Source organism: Citrobacter sp. wls718, assembly GCF_005280945.1.
Lineage (GTDB): Bacteria > Pseudomonadota > Gammaproteobacteria > Enterobacterales > Enterobacteriaceae > Citrobacter > Citrobacter gillenii.
Window position 1 is genome coordinate 1 of the sequence record NZ_SZWV01000044.1, and the last position, 22331, is coordinate 22331.

At 56.3% G+C, this 22331-nt stretch carries 9 protein-coding genes, 1 other RNA gene and 2 pseudogenes; 3 read left to right on the plus strand and 9 right to left on the minus strand.

The genetic code is table 11. From position 1 onward, the window contains the following. The 6 genes and pseudogenes from ssrA to smpB form a co-directional block, all read right to left on the minus strand. Positions 1–358, minus strand: a transfer-messenger RNA (tmRNA) gene (ssrA, locus tag FDW95_RS08680); the annotation flags it as partial. Between the two features lie 72 nt (positions 359–430). After that, positions 431–1594, minus strand: coding sequence for an HlyD family efflux transporter periplasmic adaptor subunit (locus FDW95_RS08685; RefSeq protein WP_115259909.1), 1164 nt, complete (start codon positions 1592–1594; stop codon positions 431–433). 7 nt (positions 1595–1601) lie between these two features. Then, positions 1602–3788, minus strand: coding sequence for a type I secretion system permease/ATPase (locus FDW95_RS08690; protein WP_115257732.1), 2187 nt, complete (start codon positions 3786–3788; stop codon positions 1602–1604). Then, positions 3785–5194 (minus strand): annotated as a pseudogene (locus FDW95_RS08695) (TolC family outer membrane protein). Before FDW95_RS08695 ends, FDW95_RS08690 begins: the two are co-directional and overlap by 4 nt. A 93-nt stretch (positions 5195–5287) precedes the next feature. Then, positions 5288–16483, minus strand: a pseudogene (locus FDW95_RS08700) (BapA/Bap/LapF family large adhesin). 580 nt (positions 16484–17063) lie between these two features. Next, on the minus strand, positions 17064–17546 hold the full coding sequence (gene smpB, locus FDW95_RS08705; protein ID WP_096759347.1) for an SsrA-binding protein SmpB: 483 nt from the start codon (positions 17544–17546) through the stop codon (positions 17064–17066). Between the two features lie 154 nt (positions 17547–17700). Here smpB and ratA point away from each other — a divergent pair, with 154 nt between their 5' ends. Together ratA and FDW95_RS08715 are read left to right on the plus strand one after the other, a co-directional pair. Next, positions 17701–18144 carry a type II toxin-antitoxin system toxin RatA gene (gene ratA, locus FDW95_RS08710; protein ID WP_115257733.1) on the plus strand — a complete coding sequence of 148 codons (444 nt, stop codon included), beginning with the start codon at positions 17701–17703 and terminating at the stop codon, positions 18142–18144. Beyond that, entirely contained in the window at positions 18134–18424 is a 291-nt protein-coding gene (locus FDW95_RS08715) for an RnfH family protein (protein WP_096759348.1), read from the plus strand. Before ratA ends, FDW95_RS08715 begins: the two co-directional genes overlap by 11 nt. Positions 18425–18477: 53 nt before the next feature. Here the strand turns inward: FDW95_RS08715 and bamE are convergent, their stop codons facing one another. The 3 genes from bamE to nadK form a co-directional block, all read right to left on the minus strand. Next, on the minus strand, positions 18478–18822 hold the full coding sequence (gene bamE / locus FDW95_RS08720; protein WP_115257734.1) for an outer membrane protein assembly factor BamE: 345 nt from the start codon (positions 18820–18822) through the stop codon (positions 18478–18480). Between the two features lie 149 nt (positions 18823–18971). Next, positions 18972–20633, minus strand: a complete 1662-nt coding sequence (gene recN / locus FDW95_RS08725; protein WP_115257735.1) for a DNA repair protein RecN — start codon at positions 20631–20633, stop codon at positions 18972–18974. Between the two features lie 85 nt (positions 20634–20718). Continuing rightward, entirely contained in the window at positions 20719–21597 is an 879-nt protein-coding gene (gene nadK, locus FDW95_RS08730) for an NAD(+) kinase (RefSeq protein WP_096756091.1), read from the minus strand. 121 nt (positions 21598–21718) lie between these two features. Between nadK and grpE the strand changes: the two genes are divergently transcribed. Continuing rightward, positions 21719–22312: a nucleotide exchange factor GrpE gene (grpE, locus tag FDW95_RS08735; protein WP_096756092.1), complete on the plus strand. Its 594-nt coding sequence runs from the start codon at positions 21719–21721 to the stop codon at positions 22310–22312. The last annotated feature ends 19 nt before the right edge of the window (positions 22313–22331 follow it).

Genomic DNA, 22331 nt, shown 5'->3' on the forward strand with positions numbered 1-22331 from the left:
GAGCTGGCGGGAGTTGAACCCGCGTCCGAAATTCCTACATCCTCGGCACTACATGCTTAGTCAGTCTTTACATTCGCACGCCAGCTGCGGACAGACACGCCACTAACGAACTAGCCTGATTAGTTTTAGCACTTCAGCCCCAGGCAGGACATCCGCGCGATCTCTTTTGGGTTTGACCTCTCTTTATCCCCGTCTTAAGAGCGGAAGCTAGGGAGAGAGGGCTCTTAGCAGGTTATTAAGCTGCTAAAGCGTAGTTTTCGTCGTTTGCGACTATTTTTTTGCGGCTTTTTACGAGGCCAACCGCCCCTCGGCATGCACCTTGGGTTTCGCAAATCCCGTCGAATCCAGAATCAGCCCCAATGTGTTAAGGCAAGTATAACAGACTTGTGACACGCGTGACCAGCCCCTGCAACCCCTTATCCTCAACGATTTAGCGCTCCCGTAGCGCTTCTTTTGCGCGATTAAACGGTTTGATTAAATAGTCGACGATGGTTTTTTCACCGGTTTTGATATCCACGCTGGCAATCATGCCCGGAACGATCGAGAAATGACGCCCCCGTTTGTTCTGCAAATAGTCCTGATGGGTGCGGATAAACACGCGGTAGTAGAAGACTTCGGGCTTTACTTTGTCCTGAATGGTGTCCGGGGAGATGGTTTCGACCACGCCTTCCAGTCCGCCGTAGATGGCGTAGTCATAGGCGGTGATTTTCACCAGTGCCCGCTGTCCGGGGTGAATAAAGGCGATATCGCGCGGTGACAGGCGTGTTTCTATCAGCAGGTGATCGTCGACCGGTACAATCTCCATCATCTCGCCGTTGGGCGGGATCACGCCGCCAATGGTGGTGACCTGGATGTTTTTCACGATGCCGCGCATCGGGGCGCGGACGGTCAGGCGGGTGACGGAATCTTCGCGTCCTTTCAAAATGGCCGCCAGCATATCCACTTCGGCGTTGGCTTTTGACAGTGCTTCCCGCGCCTGCACGTAATACTGCGAGCGCAGGTCGGTGATTTTTAGTCCGAGGTCGCTTTTTTGTCGCTGCAGACGCAGCACTTCCACATGGCTGGCGGCGCCGCTTTTCTCCAGCCGCTGGGTGATTGCCAGCTCTTTATTTACCGAGACCAGCGCATCCTGGAGTTCAACCATTGCGTCGGCAAGCTGCGCCCGACGGCTTTTATACAGCCGGGTTTCGGAGGCGATAAGGTCGGGCCAGGCGTTCAGTGCATCGGGAAAGGTCAGCGGCAGATCGTTGACTTCGGCATTGAGTCGCGCGCTGGAGGCCAGCGAGGCGCGGTATCGGGCGGCGCTTTCGCCGACGTTAGATTCCGAGCGGGTCGGGTCGAGACGGGCCACTACCTGATTGGCCTGTACTTTGTCTCCTTCGCGCACCGTCAGTTCGGCGAGGATCCCGCCGTCAAGCGACTGCAACACCTGTTCGCGCGAGCTGGGGATCACTTTGCCGCTGCCGGTGGAGACTTCATCCAGCGTCCCGAAGTATGCCCAGATGCCCAGGATGGCAAACAGCAGCGTGCTGAGCAGGATAATACGGCTGGCACCGGAAAAGCGCTGTTCGTGGTGGATGTCGAGGTCGTCCATGGCGGCATCATGCGGATTGGTTTTCATTTTTCCACTCCCGGCCGTGAGTCTGTGCAGGCGCGCGACTCGCGTTCAGCGCCTGTGCTTTCGGGGCATCCATCACCAGTTGACCTTCTTTTAACACCACCACGCGCTCGACCAGTTCCAGAACCGGCACGCGATGGGTGGCGACGATCAGCGTGCGGTTGCCGAGCCACTGGTTTAGCCGTTGAATAAACTCCCGCTCGGTATGTTCATCCAGCGAGGCGCTGGGTTCGTCGAGCAGCACAATATTGGGCGAGCGCAGCAGCATTCTTGCCAGCAGAATGGATTGCCGCTGCCCGCCGGAGAGGCCGTTACCGCCTTCCATAATCGGGTGTCCCAGCCCTTTGGCGAGGTGTTTAACAAAGGTGGCTGCGCCGCTGACTTCCAGCGCGTCGAATATCTGCGCATCACTGGCATGCGGCGCGCCGAGGGTCAGGTTCTCACGCAGCGTGCCAAAAAACAGGCGTGCATTTTGGCTGAGAAAGCCGATGTTGCGGCGTAAATCGGCCATATCGATCTGCGCCAGGCTCAGGTTATCGAGCCGGACGTCGCCCTGGATAAGCTCCACGCTGCCCGCCATGGCCTGTAGCAGGGTGGATTTCCCCGCGCCGTTACGCCCGAGGATGGCGATGCGTTCCCCTGGCCTCACCTCGAGGCGGGCGATGCGCAGCGGCACCTGCTGATCGTCGCTGTGGTAGCGAAAGTGGGCGTTCTCAAACAGATAGTGCCCGCGAAAGATTTCCTGATGCACCCGATTCTCATCGTGCTGGGTTTCGGTGGGGAGTTGCATAATGCTGTCCAGCCCCGTCTTCGCTGCCTTGACCTGCTGCCAGCGCGCCAAAACGCCGCATAGATTTGCCATCGGGGCAATCATTCTTGAGCCGAGCATTGAGGCCGCCACGACCGCGCCGGTAGTCATGGTGCCTTCGATAACCATCGGCGCACCGAACATAATAATCGCAGCGTAGACCAGACTTTGTACCGACATGCCCCAGCCAATCAGCCCCTGAGTCAGCTTGCGCGTGCGCAGTCCGGACTCGCCGGTAATGCGGATGTAGCTGTTCCACTGCTGCAAAAAGCGGTTCTCCGCCTGCATCAGCTTGATGTCCTCCAGCCCCTGTACGCTTTCGACCAGCACCGCGTTACGCAGCGTGGACTCGTGTGCAGCCTGGTTGGCGAGCATAGCCAGCTTCTTCTGTAACAGCAGGCCAGGCAGGATCATCAGGATCGCAGCGACGGGCGCTATCCACGCAAGCTGCGGGGCGATGCAGGCCATCACGACGATAAACAAAAAGAAAAAGGGCAGATCGACAAGGGTCGACAGGGTTGAGGAGGTGATCATCTCCCGTACCTGCTCCAGTTCGCGGAGCTGGGAAATAAAGCTGCCGGTGGAGCGGGGGATGGCGCTGTTACGCAGGCGCAGTGCGTGGCCGAACACGCGATCGGAAATGCGCATATCGGCGCGCTTGCCGAGTACATCCATGATATGGGTACGGGCTTCGCGCAGTAAAAAGCCGAACAGCACCGCCACCAGCACGCCGGTCGAGAGCACATACAGCGTGGGATACGACTGGGCCGGGATCACCCGGTCGTAAACCTGCATCGAGAAGATAATCCCGGCGAGCGACAGAACGTTAATCAGGAACGCGGCTACCATCACCGGCAGGTAAGGCCGGATGTCCTGGAGCACCAGGTCGCGCATCCAGTCCGGCTTAAAGCGCGAAACATAGCGGTCGACCCGACTGTCTTTGAGCGCCGACAGCGGGCGCAGGGCGGTAATGGTGTGGATCTCCGGCAGCAGCTCGGCAATCGCCAGCCGGTTGCGCTGGCCTTCTTCGGCGATGATAAACACATCCAGCGCATCGTTACCGTTGAAGTGCTCTATTACCATAATTTGGCCGTCGCGTAGCTCCGCCACAACCGGTAAACGCCACTGGCTGAACAGCTGTTTTGTGGTATCCAGCGCATGAAACGACAGCCCCGCCTGGCGCGCGAGTTGCGTCAGGGCGAGGGGCTTATTTTTTCCGGCAAACCACGGAGCGTTGGCCTGAATCGCGCCGGGCGAGCAGGTGACGCGATAGTGGCTGGCAATGTGGCTAATGGCCTGCGCCCACAGGTTCAGGGCGGACTCGCTAATCGTCTCTTCTGCACCCGGCTCGACGTGGCTCATAGCTGGATCTCCACTGACTGGATGCTGCGATTGTTGAGGGCGAACGCCTGGCGCAACGTGCCGGTATTGTAGAGGCAGTTCAGCTGGAGTTGACGAAGCTGGCTTTGGGTTTGCAGTTCGGCAAAGCGGGCCTGATACACCTCCTGCTCGGCATTAAGCACGTCGAGCAGCGGACGAGAGCCGAGATCCAGATATTGCTGTTGATACAGTTCGCGCGTGCGTTCGCTCAGTCGTTGCTGGCGGCGCAGGATCTGCAAGGCGGTGGCAAGACTCATCGCCTGGCTGCGGGATTCGAGCAGTTTCTGGCGCACGTCAAGGCGGGTGCGCTGGATGGAATACTGTGCCGAGTCTACCGCATGACCTGCGGCGTTGCGCCGGGCGGTGAGTCCGCCTCCCTGATACAGCGGCATCTCGACTTTCACCCACGTGGAGTACTGCGTTTTGTCGAGCACCTCATGGCTGGGATATTTGTCATTGAGATAGTGCTGCACGGAAGGCTCAAGCGAGATAGTGGGCGTCATCTGCGCGTTGGCGTAATCCAGATTGGCCTGTGCGACATTAGCCTGCGCCCAGGCTGCCAGCACCGCGGGTACCAGCCTGTCATCAGGCTTGGTGATGTCGCAGCTGCTGTCCAGTTTCACCGGAAACGCGTTGCTGACGCCGTTGAGCGAATTCCAGCCAAGAAAGCTCATCAGTGTCGCCTTGCTGCTGTCGAGGTTCGCCTGATACTGCGCCAGCTGCGAACGAGCGGATTCGATACGCGCGTCAGTTTGTACCACGTCAGAGAGTGACGTGGCTCCTTCATCGTTGCGTTGCCGGGTCAGCCTGCCAATGCCGTTCAGGGCGGAGAGTTGCGCTTCGGCGGCGTCGACCATTTGCTGCCAGGACTGTACCTACACAATGGCGTTGGCAGTTTCGTGGGCGACGGTGTCAATGCTGAGTAAGACGTTAGCCTGCTGCTGGGCGGCCCCCGCAGTCTCGGCGCGTACCTGACTGGCGACTTTGCCAAAGTCATACAGCATTTGCGAGACCGAGATCACCAGCGACGGGCTGAAACCATGATCGTTATAGGTATTGCTGTAGCCGTTGTTCACCCCGGCCGTGACCTGCGGATAGTATTTGGATTTCGCCACGTCGATCTGCTCATTTTGCGAGAGCAGTTTGCCGATCGATTCACGGATCGCAGGATGCCAGCTTACGGCGCGGCTTACCGCATCGTTAAGTGTCAGGTTGCCGGGCGCGGCGGCGCTCAGCGGGAGTTCGGCCACCGATCCATCCAGAGAGGGGAGCATCTGGCTGGTGGCCAGCCCTTCCGGCGTAATGATTTGCGGTTCATCTTCGGCATTCACCTGTAAGGAACAGAGCGTGAATGCCAGCAGCAACGTAACAGAGGCGACATTTCTCATCGTATATCCCTTTCAAAATACGGCAGTGACGACTGTTATTGCCCCGGACGTCATAGCATCCGGGGCTGTTGTTATGGCGTTTTGGTGCTCACGTCAGGTCACAATATGATTTTGTTGGATCAGCTCATCGAGCGTGGTGTGGACGTTCTCCAGTGTCACAAGGCTGGTTGATTGATAGGTGGCGCCCGTACCGTCGCGGTCGATGGACACCACGGTGTTGTTACCGCTGGTGGATACGGTGAGATAATTGCCGAGCGTGGCGTTCTGCCCGTTCCAGCCCACCAGCAGGTCGCCGATATCGATTTTGTCACCCTGCGCCAGCGAGAAGTTGCTCCAGGTGTCCGCGGTTCCGTTGCCGCCGGTTGCGTTATTGGCGCTGAGCAGGTGGTAAATCAGCGTATCGCCGTACGCGCTGCCGATAACCCGATCGGCCTCCGCGGTGCTGATCACCTGTGGATTCATATCGATGGTCAACGTGGCGCTATCGGTATGTCCTTTTTGGTCGTTAAGGGTGTAGTTGAATGTCTCTTTGGTCTTGATGGATTCCAGTGAGACATCGCTGTTGAGGGTATAGGTGTAATGCCCATCAATGCCGATTGTCAGTTTGCCGTACAGTCCATTGATCGTGGCGCTGGCGGTGCTGCTGCCCAACGGATCCAGCGTGACGGAACTGCCGCCCGCGCCGTTTACCGTCAGCAGGGTATGGACGCTGGCGATATGGTCGCCGTCATAGATGTTGCCGGTGACGCTATTGACGCCCGCGGTTTCGAAGTTATCGAGATCGACTATTGTCCCTTTCACGCTGGGGGTGATGGTGATGGTGCCTAGCCCCAGCGCACCCGCGTTGCCGGTATAGTCGAGGCGATAGTTCCCGGCATGTAGCACCAGTCCGTTCAGGGCAATATCAAGATTGCCGCCGATTAGGAGCCCGCCGTTGAAGGTATCCCCGGCAACTTTAACGCCATTGCTGTCGTACAGCGCCCAGGTCACGTTCAGCCCACCCAGCGTCAGCCCTGATGCCACGTTAAAATGCAGCACCACGTTTTGCACCGCTGTACCCGCTGCGACTTCAACTGTTCCGGTACCACTTTTCGAGCTGGGTCCCAGCACAGTGGTCCAACTGGCCGATCCCACGCTGGAATCACTAAAGGGCTGAGACGTATCCTGCAACGTCGTGACCGCCATCTGGCTGCTGGTGTCGTTTACCGCGTCCAGCGCCTGCGGGGTTGGTTTGATGTTCAGCGACGCGCTGCCGGTATCGCCATTTTGCGCCTTGACCGTATACACAAAGCTGTCCGGCGTATTGATGCTGTCCGCGCCCAGTCCGCTTTTCAGCGTGTAGCTGTAGTTCCCCTTCGCATCGATAGTGAGTGTGCCGTACTGTCCCTCAATACGGGTTGTGCCTGTTAAATTGACTGCGACGCCGTTCACGTCGGTGATAACCGTACCGGCGGGCGCGGAATCATTGGCCAGAATATTACCGTTGGTTGAGGCACTCAGACTGTCCACCGCATAGGTGTGATCGGCCTGAATATTCAGGGTGTAGCTGGTCAACAGCGCCAGACCGCCGCCGGCGTTCAGCAGGAACAGGTAGTCACCGCCCGGCAGCGTGATGGTGAAATCTTTTGATTTTCCACCCAATACTGCCGTGACCCAGTTGGGTTGTACCCGATACTGCTCGTATTGCTGAATAGCGTCATTAAAACGGTAGACGTACAGATCAAAGCCGCCGAGCGTTACGCCGAGAACGTCGGCCTGAATCGTCAGCGTGCGGGTGGCGCCATCTTCAACGTTGAATTTGATGGGGTTGGTTAACCCGTCGACCAGACTGACGTCCAGCACATTCCCCAGGCCTACGCTGGCGAGCGTAAAGCCGGTTTGTTTTGATGGTCCGTGGTCGACCACGCTGACCTCGGTGCCGTAGGTCAGTGAGGCGACATCGTCTGCCGCTGTTACCGTACTGGCCGTCGGACCCTGGCCCAACGCCACCACCAGTTTTGCCGAAGAGTGGTCGTTACCGTGCGTCAGCGTATAGGTGAAGCTTTCGGAGCGACCGTATACCGAGGCGGATTTATCGGTAAGAGTGTAGGTATAACTCCCGTCCTGATTAATATGCAGGGTGCCGTATTTACCCTGCACATCAGCCCCGCCCAGCGGAATGTTCACCACATTGCCGTTGCCATCGGTAATCGACGTCACCCGCGTGCCGGATGGGGCGTTATCCTGCCCGTTGGTGGGGTCAGTATCGGTGATGATATTGCCGGATTCGCTGGTGCCACCAGTGATCGATCCGGCGCTGGTTTTGACCACCGCCACGTCCAGACTGGTGAAGGCCCCGGTCGCCAGCAGGCTGGTGTTGTAGCTGACGACACGGTAGTCCCCACCGGTAAGCCCGCCATAGTTGAGCGTTACGCCGGAGGCGCTGAGCGTCAGCAGGTCGGCAAAATCGGCTTGACCGGTATCGACCACCGTCACCCAGGCGTTGAGCGTGGAGTCAAAGCGCTGGATAACAATCTCCATGGTACTCAGCAGCGACAGCACAATGCCGGTTGCTGCCGCGTTGATGGTGATGGTGCCGCTGCCGCCGGTCTGAATGTTGAAGTTGACGAGTGCAGTGTTGTCTCCCAGTACCTTCAGCACATTTTCCACCGCACCGACCAGCAGGAAGCCATAATCGCTTTTGTGCTCGTTGGTGACCGTGAAGTCGGTTTGTAGCGCCAGACGAGTGACGTTGTCTTCAGCCAGCAGCGGTAAGACCGGTGCGAGGATGCTGGTCGGCGTTGAGATGTTGCCTGCCGCGTCGGTCGCAGTAGCGGACAACGACTGGCCCTCAATCTGGCGTACCGGCAGGGTGACGCTGTAGACCCCGCTGCTGTTGGCGACCGCCGTAATGCTGCCGCCTCCGGGCAAGGAGATAGTGACCGTACTGCCTGCTTCGGCGATGCCGCTGACTGTGCCGCCGTCGGCGCTGATCAGCACCGATGGCGGCGGCGGTGGCGTGGTATCGACAATGACGTTAAACGCGCCAGACAATACGCCGGAACCGTTGGCGTTAGCCGCACTGGCGGTAAACGCGTGGTCGCCTTCACTGAGCGCGCCGGAGGGGGTAAAGCTCCACAGTCCGTTGCCGTCCGCGGTTGTGGTGCCCATCAATGTTCCGTTGTTGTACAGGCTGACGACGGCGTTAGCCTGTGCCGTGCCGCTGAGCATCGGACGGGTGTCATTGGTGGTTTTTCCGGCGGCGACATTGCCAGTGACCGTACCAATGTCATCAAAAACGCTGGCGATAATCGGTGCGGGTGGCACCCCGGTAAACGGGGCCAGCGCGTTGCCTGACGTGCCGGTATTCCCGGCGGCATCCTGCGCGCTAACCTGCAGCGTTTGTCCGCTGATCTGCGGCGGGTTGAGGGTAAAGGTGAAGTTGCCGGCGGCGTTGGCCGTGGCGGTGCCGAGCACGGTGCCGCTGCTGGTCGTGACGATCACCGTGCTGTTGGCTTCCGCAACGCCGGTCAGCACAGTACCGTTGGCGTTAACCGCCAGAGCGGTGGGAATACCCGGAGCGACGGTATCGACCACAATCGACGCGGCAGCCGACATGCCGCTGGTATTGCCCGCGCTGTCCGTTGCGGTAATAGTAAATGAATGGGGGCCTTGACCCAGTGCGGTTGACGGGGTGTAGTTCCAGTTGCCGCTGCCATCCGCCGTTACGCTGGTGACAAAGTTGCCGTTGTCATAAATATCAACCCGGGCATTGGCTTCCGTGGTGCCGTTTAACGTGGGGCGCGCGTCATTGGTGGGCTGGTTGTTGCCAATCGACCCGGTATTGGGACCGACATCATCAACAATGCTGCTAATTTACGGCAGCGTGGGGGCGGTGGTGTCCACGTTAATCGTAAAGCCCGCCGTTGCACCGCTGGTGTTGCCCGCGGGGTCGGTGGCGGTGACGGTAAAGGTGTGCGAACCATTCCCCAACGGTGTCGTTGGGGTAAACGACCAGCTGTTGTTACTTTGCACGAGAGCAGTGCCGAGTAGCGTACTGCCGTCATAAATATTGACGGTGCTGCCCGCTTCGGCGGTACCGTTAAGCGTAGGGCGGGTGTCATTGGTCAGTTGCCCGTTGCTCAGTGCGGCATTAAACACGCCGCCAGTGATGTCATCCACCACCGAGGTCAGGATCGGCGTTGATGGCGCAACGGTATCAACGTTAAGAATAAATCCGCTTGACGCCGGGCCGACGTTTCCGGCCGCATCCGTGGTGATGGCGGTAAAGACATGCTGGCCGTTACCCAGCGTAGTGGACAGAAACTCCCAGGTGCCGTCTATTGTTGCGGTAACTGTCGTCAGCAGCGTGCCGTTGTCGTAAATGGCAATCCGGGCGTTGGCCTCCGCAGAACCGCTCAGCACGGGGCGGGTATCGTTGGTCCAGGCACCGCTCGACAGGGTGCCGGTGCCCGGTTGTACGTCATCAAAGGCCTGGATAATGGTGGGTGCCAGCGGGGCGACGGTATCCACAATCAGGGCAAACCCGGCAGACGACACGCTGACGTTGCCGGCCGCGTCGGTGGATGTCACCGTCAACACGTGATTGCCGTTACCCAGCGCACTCCCCGGTGTAAAATTCCATACGCCGTTTCCGTCTGCAGAAACCGTGTCGATAAGCGTGCCGTTGTCATAGATTTTGACCGTCGAATTGGCCTCCGCCGTACCGTTAAGGGTAGGGCGCGCATCGTTTGTCGCCTGACCGTTGTTCAGATTTCCTGTTAGTGGGCCGACATCATCGCTGACCTGGGTAATAACCGGCGTGTTCGGTGATACCGTATCAACCGTGAACGTAAAGCCGCTGGAGGCCGGGCTGGTATTGCCCGCGCTGTCGGTGGCGGTGGCGGTCAGCGTATGCGGACCGTTACTCAGAGCGTCCGTTGGCGTAAAGCTCCAGGTGCCGCCTGCACCGACAGTGGTGGTGCCAATGGGCAAACCGTCGCTCAGGATAGTTATCGTTGCGCCGATTTCACCTGTTCCACTCAGCGCTGGACGGGTTTCGTTGGTCGTCTGGCCGTTACCTATTGGCCCGGTGGTGGGGGCCGTGTTGTCCTGCACGTTACTGATGACCGGCACCAGCGGGGCAACGGAATCCAGTTCAAGGGTAAAGGCGGAGGAGGCCCCACCCGTATTACCGGCTTGGTCTGTGGCTGTTGCGGTGAAGACATGCTGCCCCTGACCCAGCGCGTTTTCCGGTGTGAAGGTCCAGTTGCCGGATTCATCTACCCGCGCGGTACCTATTTCGACACCCTTATCTTTTATCGTGATAGTCGCCCCGGCTTCCCCTTTGCCGTTCAGCGTTGGCTGCGCGTCGTTAGTCAGTTGCCCGTTCGTCAGTGAGGTATTTCCCGGTTGGTCGTCAATCACCGAGGTGATGATTGGCGCGGCTGGCGCCAGTGTATCGACAACCAGCAGGAACGGCGGCGTTGCCGGACTGATGTTGCCCGCGCCATCGGTGACGGTAGCGGTTAACGCGTGATTGCCTTCACCTAGCGCTGGGGCAGGTGTAAAGCTCCAGTTACCGCCTGCGTCGCTGGTGGTGGTGCCGATTACCGTCCCTTTATCAAGAATAGTGACGACCGAATTCGCCTCGGTCACGCCTTCCAGTGTTGGGGTGTTGTCGTTGGTCGACTGCCCGGAGGTGAGCGTCTGGTCCGTACCGACGTTGTCCTTCACCGTCACAATGGACGGCGCGTCCGGGACTAAGGTATCGACAATAATGCGAAAACTGTCGGAGCCAGCGCCCTGGTTGCCTGCGGCGTCCGTCGCGCGCACGGTGAAGTCATGCGGGCCTTCGCCAAGGGCATTGGTTGGGGTATAGCTCCAGAATCCGCTGCTGTTGACGGTGGTGGTGGCATAGACACCGTTGCCATCGTAGAGAGTGATGGTTGCGCCTGCTTCGCCGGTACCGTTAAAGGTTGGTCGGGAATCGTTGGTAAGTTGTCCTTTGTCTAACGTGCCCGTACCGGGCGTGACATCGTCAATAATGCTGGTAATGATCGGCGCCTGCGGGGCGACGGTATCGATAGTGATGGTGTAATTAGGTGATTGACCGCTCTCTGCACCACCTACTGTTTGCGACACGGTGAAGTTATACGCGGTACCGTTTGTCAGTGGCGTGGACAGTTGATAGCTCCATGCGCCGGAGGTGGCGTCGGCGGTCACTGTGGTGGGCTGCAATACGCCATCAATATAAATATTCACGGTTGCACCTGGAGTCGCTTTTCCTTGCAACAGTGGCAGGATGTCGTTGGTAGTTTTACCACTGCCAATCACCCCCATGACTGGGGCGACGTCGTCCACAATTTCCAGCGTCGGCGGGTGGGGGATGCTGGACGTCGCGGCGTTAAACGGCGTGGGATCGCTCTGATTGCCTGCCGGGTCCTGGGCGATAGCATCCAGTGCCTGACCGGTTGTTTGCGCCGGTGAGAGGGTAACGGAATAATTTCCCTCGTCGTCGGCAATACCCTGACCGAGAATCGTGTTGCCGCTGCGAATGATAGCGGTACTGCCCGGTTCGGCCGTGCCGCTAACCAGCGTACCGTTTGGATCTACGCCACTGACGGTTGGCATTGCAGGTGGCAAGGTATCGACGATTAACGTCACGGGGTTTCCTGCTGCCAGCACGTTACCGGCAGCGTCCTTCGCGCCGAATGTCAGCGGATGTGGGCCATCGCCCGTCAGGGGAACGTCTACGCTCCAACTGCCATTTGCGGCTACGGTGGTTTCGGCGACGACGGTGCCATTATCGAAAATGATGACCGTGCTGCCTGGTGTACCGGTTCCGCTGATCGTCGGGGTGGTATCGTCCGTGACGCTGTTGTTGGTTAGCGAACCGATAATAACCCCAGCGTCATCTTCAATATCCGTGACCTGGGGCAACTTCAATGCTGTGCTGTTCACCGTAAACGAGACGCTGTTTGAGGCGTCGCTGGCATTTCCTGCCGCATCGGTGGCGATGGCGGTCAGCGTGTAGCTGCCGTTGGTCAGCGCCGGGTTGGGCGTGATACTCCAGACGCCGCCTGCAACGGTAGCCGTGCCAATTACCGTACTGCCATTGTACAGGGTGATGATGTCACCGTTGGAGCCGGTTCCGCGGATGGTCGGCGTGGTGTCATCCGTCACCGCGCCGGCGGCGAGATCGCCTCTGACATCGCCGACGTCATCATTAACCGCGGTGATAACCGGCGGCGCGGACGGCGTCGTATCGATGCCCAGGGTGACGGCATCCGAACGCGGGCTGACGTTGCCCGCCGGATCGGTGGCGGTGAGGGTGACTTGATAGCTGTCCGGATTAATCGGGTCGGTTGGCGTAAAGCTCCAGGTACCATCCGCCCCGACCGTCGCCGTGCCTAGCGGTTCGGTTCTGCCGTCAAGATAGATGGCGATAACATCTCCGGCACTCCCGGTACCGCTGAAGGTTGGCGTGGTATCGTTGGTGATGCCGTTGGTGATAATTCCCGTTATCGGATTGACGTCATCGGTTATGGTTGGCGGCTCTGGCTTCGCGGGCGGCAGGTTATCTACCGTCAGCGTAAAGCCGGCGGACGGGATCCCCGTGTTGCCAGCCACGTCTGTCGCTGTGGCGGTGAATTTGTGTGGACCGTTTGTAAGCAACGTTGGAGTAAAGGTCCAGGTGCCGTTTGGCTGCACGGTGGCTGTACCCAGACGGACGTCATTATCAAAAACGGTAATTGTCGCACCCGGCTCGCCGGTGCCTGACAGCTTGGGGTTGTCGTTTTTGGTGCTCCCGCCGTTAGCCAGCGGTTTTGTGTCACTGCCAATAAGTCCTTCCGCTGAGGTGATAACAGGGGCGGCTGGCGGCGTGGTATCAATCGTCAGCGTGAAATTACCGGCACTGCTGGCGTTACCCGCTTTATCTGTCGCAATAGCTGACAGCGCGTGTGGACCCTCACTCAGCGGTTGAGTGACCTGAAAACTCCAGCTTCCTTCCGGCGTCACTGTAGCAGTGCCTATGGGGGTAGCCCCATCGTAAATTGTGATCGTGGAATCTGCGACTCCGGTGCCTTTCAGCAGCGGCAGGGTATCGTCTGAACGTCCGCCATTGGCCAGGTCGCTTTGCAAACTGCCTACGTCGTCCGTGGCGCTCGAAATAATGGGGGCATCGGGCGCTTTGGTGTCGACCGTTATGATGACAGGGGGGGCGGTGACGACGTTACCGGCGGCATCCGTTGCGGTCAGCGTAAAACGGTGGGTGCCTTCGCTGAGGGCCTCATCGGCTGGAACGCTATGGCTCCAGGTGCCTGTTCTGTCGATAAGAATTACCATCATCTGCAGGCCATTATCATACAGCGTCACCAGCGAGCCGGGTTCACCGGTCCCTGAGAACGTGGGGGTTTTGTCATTGGTGACCCCGTTGTTCGCAACGTTGCCGGTGATGCTGCCGACGTCATCGTTGATAAGCGTAATGGCCGGTACGATGGGGGCGATACTGTCGACAATGATTTTCCAGCTGGCGGCACTGCTGGTGTTACTGGCGGCATCGGTAGCCGTCACCGTAAAGACGTGCGCACCCTGCGCCAGCGCGGTGGTGGGGGTATAGTTCCAGTTGCCGTTGAGATCGGCGGTAACGGTGGTTAACAGTACGCCATTGTCGTAAATGTTGATCTTAGACCCGGCCTCGGCAGTGCCCTCAATTTTGGGTTTATCGTCGTTGGTCAATCCATTGTCATCAATGCGGCCAGTGTAATCCGCAACATCGTCTGTGACGGCGATAATAATCGGCTGTTCGGGTGCAGTGAGATCTGGTGCTATTGCTGAAGTTGGCAGACTTTCGTTGCCTTTGCCGTCCGTGGCGGTGACGGTAACCGTCTCACTGTTGATTTGCGCCGGTGCGATTGACACGGTGAAGTTGCCGCCGCTGTCCGCCTGGCCCTTGCCAATAATATGACCATCGCTGTCTTTGACGGTGACGGTACTTCCGGCCTCGGCGTGGCCGCTCACCGACCCTCCATTTCCAGCGACGATAACATCTGTCGGTGCATCCGGTGCCGTGGTATCCGGCGCGGTGACGGAGGCATTGCCCCCTTTGTTACCTGCTGCATCGGTCGCGTTTGCCGTCAGGATCTCACCATTCGTCTGCGGCGGTACCAGCGCTGCGGTGAAGTCCCCCTCTGCAGTGGCTGTCGTTGTGCCAATGATATTGCCGCGTGGATCCAGAATATTGACCGTACTGTCAGGCTCGGCCTTGCCGGTGACCTCGTTGCCCGCGCCATTAATCACCAGGTTTGTGGGCGGTTGTGGGGCGGTGATGTCCGGCGCAACTGCCGTTTCTGGCGGACTTGAGTTTCCTGCGGGATCGGTCGAGATGGCTGTAAGCGTTTCGCCATTGGTCTGCGGCGGCTTGATGGTAATGGTAAATGAACCATCCGGCCCGGCGACGCCGCTGCCAATGGGGATATTTTTACTGTCGGTGATCACCACGGTATTGCCGGGCTCGGTTTTCCCGGTTACGACAGCGCCATCTGCCGAGACGTTGAGATCGTCAGGCGCAGACGGCGGCAGAGTATCAATATTAATGTTGAATGCGGTCGACACTCCCCCGGTACCCGACTGGTTGGTTGCGGTGACGGTAAAGGCGTTCGGGCCGTCATCCAGCGGTGAGCTTGATGTCCAGCTCCAGTTGCCGTTGCCGTCAGCCTGTACGCTGTCGACCGCTACGCCGTTGTCGTAAATATTCACCGTGCTGTTGGCGTCAGCGGTACCGGAAAGCGTGGGCTTGTTATCGTTAGTCGCCTGATGATTGCTCAACGGCCCGGTTGACGGGGCGACGTCATCCATCACGCTGACGATAACCGGTACGCCAGGATAGCCTGAGTTCTGAGCGTTGAATGGGGTGTCTGGCCCGACGTTGCCGGCTTCGTCATGAATTTTTGCGGTAAGTGATTCACCGTGGGTCTGCGACGGTGAAATCGCGATGCTGAAAGTGCCGTCCTGGCCTACAACGGCCGAACCCAGCAGCAGATTATTACTGCCGATAATACTGACCGTGCTGCCTGGCTCTGCGCTGCCGGTGACCGTTGTCCCTTCCGGGTTGACGTTGGTAATCGCTGCCGCCGGAGGCGGGGTGATATCGACAGTGAAGCTGGGCACGGTGGTTTTTGCACTGACGTTACCTGCAGGGTCGGTTTGCGTCAGCGTCAGATTGTGAACGCCTTCGCTCAACGGCGTATCCGGTGTGAATGTCCAGTTACCATTCTCATCAACCTGCGTCATGCCAATCAGGATACCGTTGTCGTAGACGCTGATGAAATTGCCGGCAACACCGATACCAGAGAGCGTCGGCGTGTCATCGTCGATCACGGCGTTACTGGCGATAAAACCTTGAATGGATCCGACATCATCGAGTTCCTGAGAGAGAGCAGGCGCATCAGGGGCGAGGGTATCAATGATAATAACCCAACTGTTCGACATGCCACTGTTGCCCGCGCTGTTCGACGCGCTGACTGTAAACTGGTGGGTACCATCCGCGAGAGGGGGAGATGGTGTAAATGACCAGTTACCACTGGCATCGATGGTGACCTGGCCAATCTCTTTGCCATTATCGAAAATATGCAACGTGGTATTCGCCGTTCCCGTCCCTTGAAGCGTAGGGGTATTGTCGTTGGTGGACTCCTGTTGATTGACAATGCCAGTAATCAGCTCCTGGTTATCGACTACGCTGGTGATGACGGGCACGCCGGGGAGCGCTGGCGTTGTTGGTGGGGTTCCACCGTCGCCATCGCCATTTCCACCTCCAGGGTTATTACCGTTACCGTTGCCGTTTCCCGGATTATTCCCGTTTCCATTCCCGTTCCCGGGATTATCACCACCACCACCACCACCCGCCGCGAGGGCAATTCCGCCCGCCGCCGCCACGCCGCCAAGAACCCACGGCCAGACTGCGCCACCGTCATGACTGCCTTCAGCCGCCATCAGCGGTGTGAGATCGTCCAGATGCTGGAAGTGGAATGCGCCATCAGTATCCTGAACCCACCACAGTGCACCGTTGCTGTCTTCGAGAACGAGTTGGCTTTTATCACTGCCGTTTGCGACATAGAAGTTTTTAATCGTAATTACGTCACCTGAGCGGAGTGTGACCACCAGATCCTGGTTAATACGGGTCAGTTGGCTGATGTCTTCACGCGAAACGGATAATTTCACGATGGACGGTGTACTGAGCGTCACTTCAGAGGCTTCAACATTCGTAGATACACCAGTCAATTTTGATACAACGGCGAGATGACGCATATGTTCACTCCTGATGGCTTGCCGGGGGAATTAATCCGCAACAGCGTTCTGGGAAAATGAGCAGACAGGTGCCCCGTTCATCGTGAAGATGAATTTACACATGTAGTTTCATTGATTAGGTCACAGAGATGTCTGTTTGGTTAGTAAATAAAAATTGGCCTCGGCGTTGAATAGTTCTTTCGTATTAGATGATATAGTCAGAAAGAAAGTATTCCGCAACTTCTGTCTGTTAAAAATATACGGCGATATTTCAGGTGGGTTAGTGTAAACGCCACATAAAATATATGTGTTTTATTATGTTATTGTATTTTAAGCGATTTATTTTTGGCGTGCAGCATGATTTTATAATAAACATCAGTGATAATAATGTTATTAAAATGAAGTGAAATAGATGGAGGTAAATCTTGAAGTTTTATTTTTATTGGACTACAGACATCATGAAATAACACGGTGATTTACTTGATATTTGAACGATTCAGCAGTATTAAACTATAAGTGTGATGAATATATTGAGGGGGATTCAATAACTAAATAATAAGGACCAGTCCCATAATGAGAGACTGGTCACAAAACAAAGGTGTTATCTGCCAGCATTTTTCATAATACGTGCTTTATCCACCTGCCACTCACGCTCTTTCACATCGGAACGTTTATCGTGCTGTTTCTTACCTTTAGCGACGCCAATTTTCACTTTGCACCAGGCGTTTTTCCAGTACAGAGACAGTGCCACGACGGTGTAACCTTCGCGGTTCATTCGGCCATACAGCGAATCGAGCTCGCGCTGGTTTAACAGCAGTTTACGGGTACGAGTGGGATCGCAGACCACATGCGTTGAGGCAACTGCCATCGGGATAAAGTTGGCACCAAACAGGTAAGCTTCACCGTCTTTAAGAATGACATAGCTGTCGCTGATGTTGGCTTTACCCGCGCGCAGGGATTTGACTTCCCAGCCTTGCAGAGCGAGTCCAGCTTCGAACTCTTCTTCAATAAAGTATTCGTGTCGTGCGCGCTTGTTAAGCGCGATTGTGGCTGAGCCAGGTTTGTGTGCTTTTTTCTTCGTCATAATGCCGCTCAGTATAGGTAATCTGGAATCGAAAAACACCCCATTTCATCCAGCGGGGCGCAAGGCGCTATCTTAGCACGAGTTGGGCTATAGCGTTTTTTTTAGCGGATGATAAATGGTATTATTTGCTCGATTGATATAGATGGAAATTGTTATGCCTCAGATTAGCCGGACCGCTTTAGTACCTTACAGTGCGGAACAGATGTATCAGCTAGTGAATGATGTGAAATCCTATCCCCAGTTTTTACCGGGTTGCACCGGAAGCCGCGTACTGGAGTCGACTCCTGGACAGATGACGGCAGCGGTGGATGTGTCTAAAGCAGGGATCAGCAAAACGTTCACCACGCGCAACCAGTTGACTAATAACCAGAGCATTCTGATGCATCTGGTCGATGGCCCCTTCAAAAAACTCATTGGCGGGTGGAAGTTTACGCCGCTCAGTCATGAAGCGTGCCGTATTGAGTTTCAGCTTGATTTTGAGTTCACTAACAAGCTCATTGAGCTGGCGTTTGGCCGTATCTTTAAAGAGCTGGCGTCGAACATGGTGCAAGCCTTCACGGTGCGTGCGAAAGAGGTTTACAGTGTCAGTGTCAGCTAAAATGGTCGTCGAAGTCGCGTACGCGCTACCCGAAAAGCAATATTTACAGCGCGTGACGCTGCAAGAGGGCGCGACGGTTGAAGAGGCCATTCGCGCGTCTGGATTACTGGAATTGCGCCCTGATATCGACCTCAGCAAAAACAAAGTGGGGATCTACAGCCGCCCGGTAAAACTTGCTGATGCTGTGCATGATGGTGATCGGGTAGAAATTTACCGGCCATTGATTGCCGATCCAAAAGAGTTGCGCAGGAAGCGGGCGGAGAAGTCTGCCAACAAATAGCAGGCAATAAAAAGGTGCTCAGCGAGCACCTTTTTTGCTATCTGAAGACCTACTTATTGATTACCGGTCAATGCGGGCTTGTTATCAATATTGGTCAACACGCCATTGCTGTTAAAGGTCAGCGTCAGCGTTTGCTGCGTTACGCCTTCGTGTCCTGGTTGCTGACGGAACACATAGAACCAGGTGTTGGTGCCAAAAGGATCGGACATCATCGGTGTACCCAGAGCATAAGCAACCTGCTGTTGCGTCATACCGACACGAACTTTGGACACATCGTTAGCGGTCAGATAGTTTCCCTGGTTGATGTCAGGACGGTAAACCACTCGCTCCAGAGTGGAACAGCCTGCGGTCAACATCAGTAGTACTGCTGCAGCAGCAGTCAGCGTTTTACAGCGCATAGTGATTTGATTCCTTTTCGGGCCCGAGCAGTACGCGGCTCATATGTAATATGCCGATGATAATAGACCTTTCACCACTTTAAAACCTTTTGCTGTCGGGTCGGACGGCGATTTTATGTTGAACTCAGACCGTTACAAGAGAAAAAAGTTTATGCTGCCAGCAGTTCTTTTGCATTTGCGAGGGTATTGCGCGTCACTTCGCTACCGCCAAGTAAGCGGGCGAGCTCCTGCAGGCGCGCGCGTTTATCCAGTGGTTGTATATGTGTTTCGGTCATCGCGCCGTCGGTTTCTTTGCTGACGTAGAAGTGTTGATGTCCGCAACCGGCAACCTGCGGCAGGTGCGTGACGCACATAACCTGCGTGGATTCACCGAGCTGGCGCAGTAGTTTGCCGACGACCGCGGCTGTTGGACCGCTAATACCGACGTCCACTTCATCGAAAATCAGCGCCGGGGTTTCCATTTTACGAGCGGTGATCACCTGAATAGCCAGTGCGATACGCGACAGTTCCCCACCAGATGCGACTTTTGCTATAGGCTGTAACGGCTGGCCTGGGTTGGTGGTGACCTTAAATTCAATGCGATCGGCACCGTCTACACTCAGATGGTGTTCATCAAACTTCACCTCAATGCAAAAGAGTCCGTGCGGCATAGAAAGTGCGTGCATGCTCTCTGTAATGAGCTGCCCTAACTCCTGAGCATAGTGCTGGCGCTGGTGGTGCAGCGTCTTTGCTGTTTCCAGTGCCAGCTTGTGATGAGTGTTCACTGCCAGAGTGAGGGTTTCGAGTGAATCTGCCTGATCGTCAAGTTGCTGCTGTTCGTCCAGCAGGGACTGATAGAACTGCGGGAGCGCTTCAGGTGCGACATGGTGTTTGCGCGCCAGAGAGATTTGTTTTGCGATGCGCTGCTCAAGCTCGAATAACCGGTTAGGGTCCAGATCCAGCCGGTCACAATAGTGGCGCAACTCGTCGCTGGCTTCGCTGAGTTGAATGGTTGCCTCTTCAAGCATGTCCAGAATACCGGAAAGCTTATTGTCCATACCCGCCAGTTCGCTGACCAACTGCTTTGCCGTGTACAGCTGGCTTTGCAGATTAGCGTCTTCGCCATCTGCCATGATAGCCAGCGCCTGTTGGCTGGTGGTGAGCAACTGCCCGCTGTTAGCCAGGCGCTTGTACTCTTCATCGATCTGCTCAAACTCACCCGCCTGCGGGCTAAATTCGTTTAGCTCTTTCAACTGATACTGCAACAGCTCTGCCCGGGCAGCGCGTTCCTGGCTTTGCTGCTGATGATGTGCCAGGTCGCGGCAGCTCTGATGCCACAGTTGATAGCGCGTCGCCATTTCCTGAATAAGAGATGCCTCATTGGCATAGCCGTCCAGCAGGGATTTTTGGTGTTCGGATTTCGTCAGCAGTTGATGCGCGTGCTGGCCGTGGATTTGAATTAACAACTGACCGAGCTCGCGAAGCTGCGACAGCGGTACCGCGGTGCCGTTGATAAAGCCACGGGAACGCCCATCGCTACTGATAACGCGGCGTAGCAAGCATTCACGGCCTTCTTCAAGCTGGTTTTCTTCGAGCCATTGCAGCGCCGCTGGCGTGTCCTTCAGGGAGAAGCGGGCACACAGATCGGCACGCGTAGCGCCAGCGCGCACCATGTCGGCATCGGCACGTCCGCCAAGGCACAAACCGAGGGCATCAATGGCAATGGACTTACCCGCCCCGGTCTCACCGGTGATGACGGTCATTCCGCTCTGAAAATCGATCTCAAGTTCACGAACGATAGCAAAATTGCTGATGGTCAGTTGTGCCAACATAGCTGTTTTCCTGTATGAAAAACCATAACTGTAATTACATACAGTATAAACTGGTTTTTTATACAGTAAAGAGGCTGGGGGTAAATTAAAATAATTTTTTTGACCAGCCGAGCTTGGTGCTTAATGTATTGAAATAGCTGTAGTCTTTAGGGTGAATCAGGTTTAAATGATAATCACAGCGGCGAATCAACACGTCTTCACCTTCCTGTATAGGCAGGGCAATCTGGCTGTCGCAGCTAATTTCGAGATCGCTACGGCGGTGTGAGAAGCGCAGGCGAATGGTGCTGCTACTGTTGATCACCAGCGGTCGCGCTGAGAGCGTGTGCGGGAACATTGGTACCAGCGTAATGGCATCCAGAGAAGGCGTCAGGATTGGGCCGCCGGCGGAGAGCGAGTAGGCAGTAGAACCGGTTGGCGTGGAAATAATCAGTCCGTCTGAACGCTGGGAAAACGCAAAGACCTCATCAATATAGACTTCAAATTCAATCATGTGCGCGACTTTACCCGGGTGCAGCACCACTTCATTGATCGCGGTACTGATACGCTTCTGGCAATCTTGCTGGCACACCTGGGCTTCAAGTAAAAAGCGCTTTTCACTGATGTAATGGCCTTCCAGCACATCGGCTAACTGCTGATGGGCATTGTCCGGGTCAAGGTCGGTGAGAAAGCCCAGGTTGCCACGGTTGATCCCGATGACCTTAATGTCATAGCGTGCCAGAGTGCGCGCAGCACCGAGCATATTGCCATCTCCGCCCACCACTACCGCGAGGTCCGCCTGCTGACCAATTTCTGCCAGCGTGCCGGTTTGCACATTTTTTAGCTGCAGTTCGCGGGCGATTTGTTGCTCCACGATAACCTGATACCCTTTTGTGCACAGCCAGCGGTAAAGCATTTCATGTGTGGTCAGTGCAGTGGGGTGGCGTGGATGCCCCACAATGCCAATACACTTGAAATGTTTATTCATTTTCTCGAGGTCCTTGTAGCGAAGATGAGTGACAATGTGAGTACTTCCCTTGAATCCCTGAATCTTATCCCCATAATAAGCCAAGTTAGCGAGATGAATGCGAAAAAACGCGGAGAAATTCATGAGTAGTAAAGAACAGAAAACGCCTGAGGGGCAAGCCCCGGAAGAAATTATCATGGATCAGCACGAAGAAGTTGAGGCGGTTGAACCAGACGCTTCTGCTGAGCAGGTGGATCCGCGCGATGAAAAAATTGCGAATCTGGAAGCTCAGCTTACTGAAGCCGAAACGCGCGAGCGTGACAGCGTGTTGCGCATGAAAGCTGAAATGGAAAACCTGCGTCGTCGTACCGAACTGGACGTAGAAAAGGCGCATAAGTTCGCGCTGGAAAAATTCGTTAACGAACTGCTGCCGGTGCTCGATAGCCTGGACCGTGCGCTGGAAGTAGCGGACAAAGACAACGATGCCATGTCGGCGATGATCGAGGGTATCGAACTGACCCGTAAATCGATGCTGGATGTGGTGGCGAAGTTTGGCGTGCAGGTGGTTGCGGATATCGATGTGCCGATGGACCCGAACGTGCATCAGGCGATTGCCATGGTTGAGTCTGACGACGTTGCGGCCGGTAACGTACTGATGGTGATGCAGAAAGGTTATACCCTGAACGGACGTACCATCCGCGCGGCGATGGTGTCTGTGGCGAAAGCCAAGGGCTAATCAGCCTGTCGCGGCGGGT

Coding starts and splice junctions, on each gene's coding strand:
- FDW95_RS08685 (WP_115259909.1), bottom strand. CDS start 1,594: ATGGACGACCTCGACATCCACCACGAACAGCGCTTTTCCGGTGCCAGC.
- FDW95_RS08690 (WP_115257732.1), bottom strand. CDS start 3,788: ATGAGCCACGTCGAGCCGGGTGCAGAAGAGACGATTAGCGAGTCCGCC.
- smpB (WP_096759347.1), bottom strand. CDS start 17,546: ATGACGAAGAAAAAAGCACACAAACCTGGCTCAGCCACAATCGCGCTT.
- ratA (WP_115257733.1), top strand. CDS start 17,701: ATGCCTCAGATTAGCCGGACCGCTTTAGTACCTTACAGTGCGGAACAG.
- bamE (WP_115257734.1), bottom strand. CDS start 18,822: ATGCGCTGTAAAACGCTGACTGCTGCTGCAGCAGTACTACTGATGTTG.
- recN (WP_115257735.1), bottom strand. CDS start 20,633: ATGTTGGCACAACTGACCATCAGCAATTTTGCTATCGTTCGTGAACTT.
- nadK (WP_096756091.1), bottom strand. CDS start 21,597: ATGAATAAACATTTCAAGTGTATTGGCATTGTGGGGCATCCACGCCAC.
- grpE (WP_096756092.1), top strand. CDS start 21,719: ATGAGTAGTAAAGAACAGAAAACGCCTGAGGGGCAAGCCCCGGAAGAA.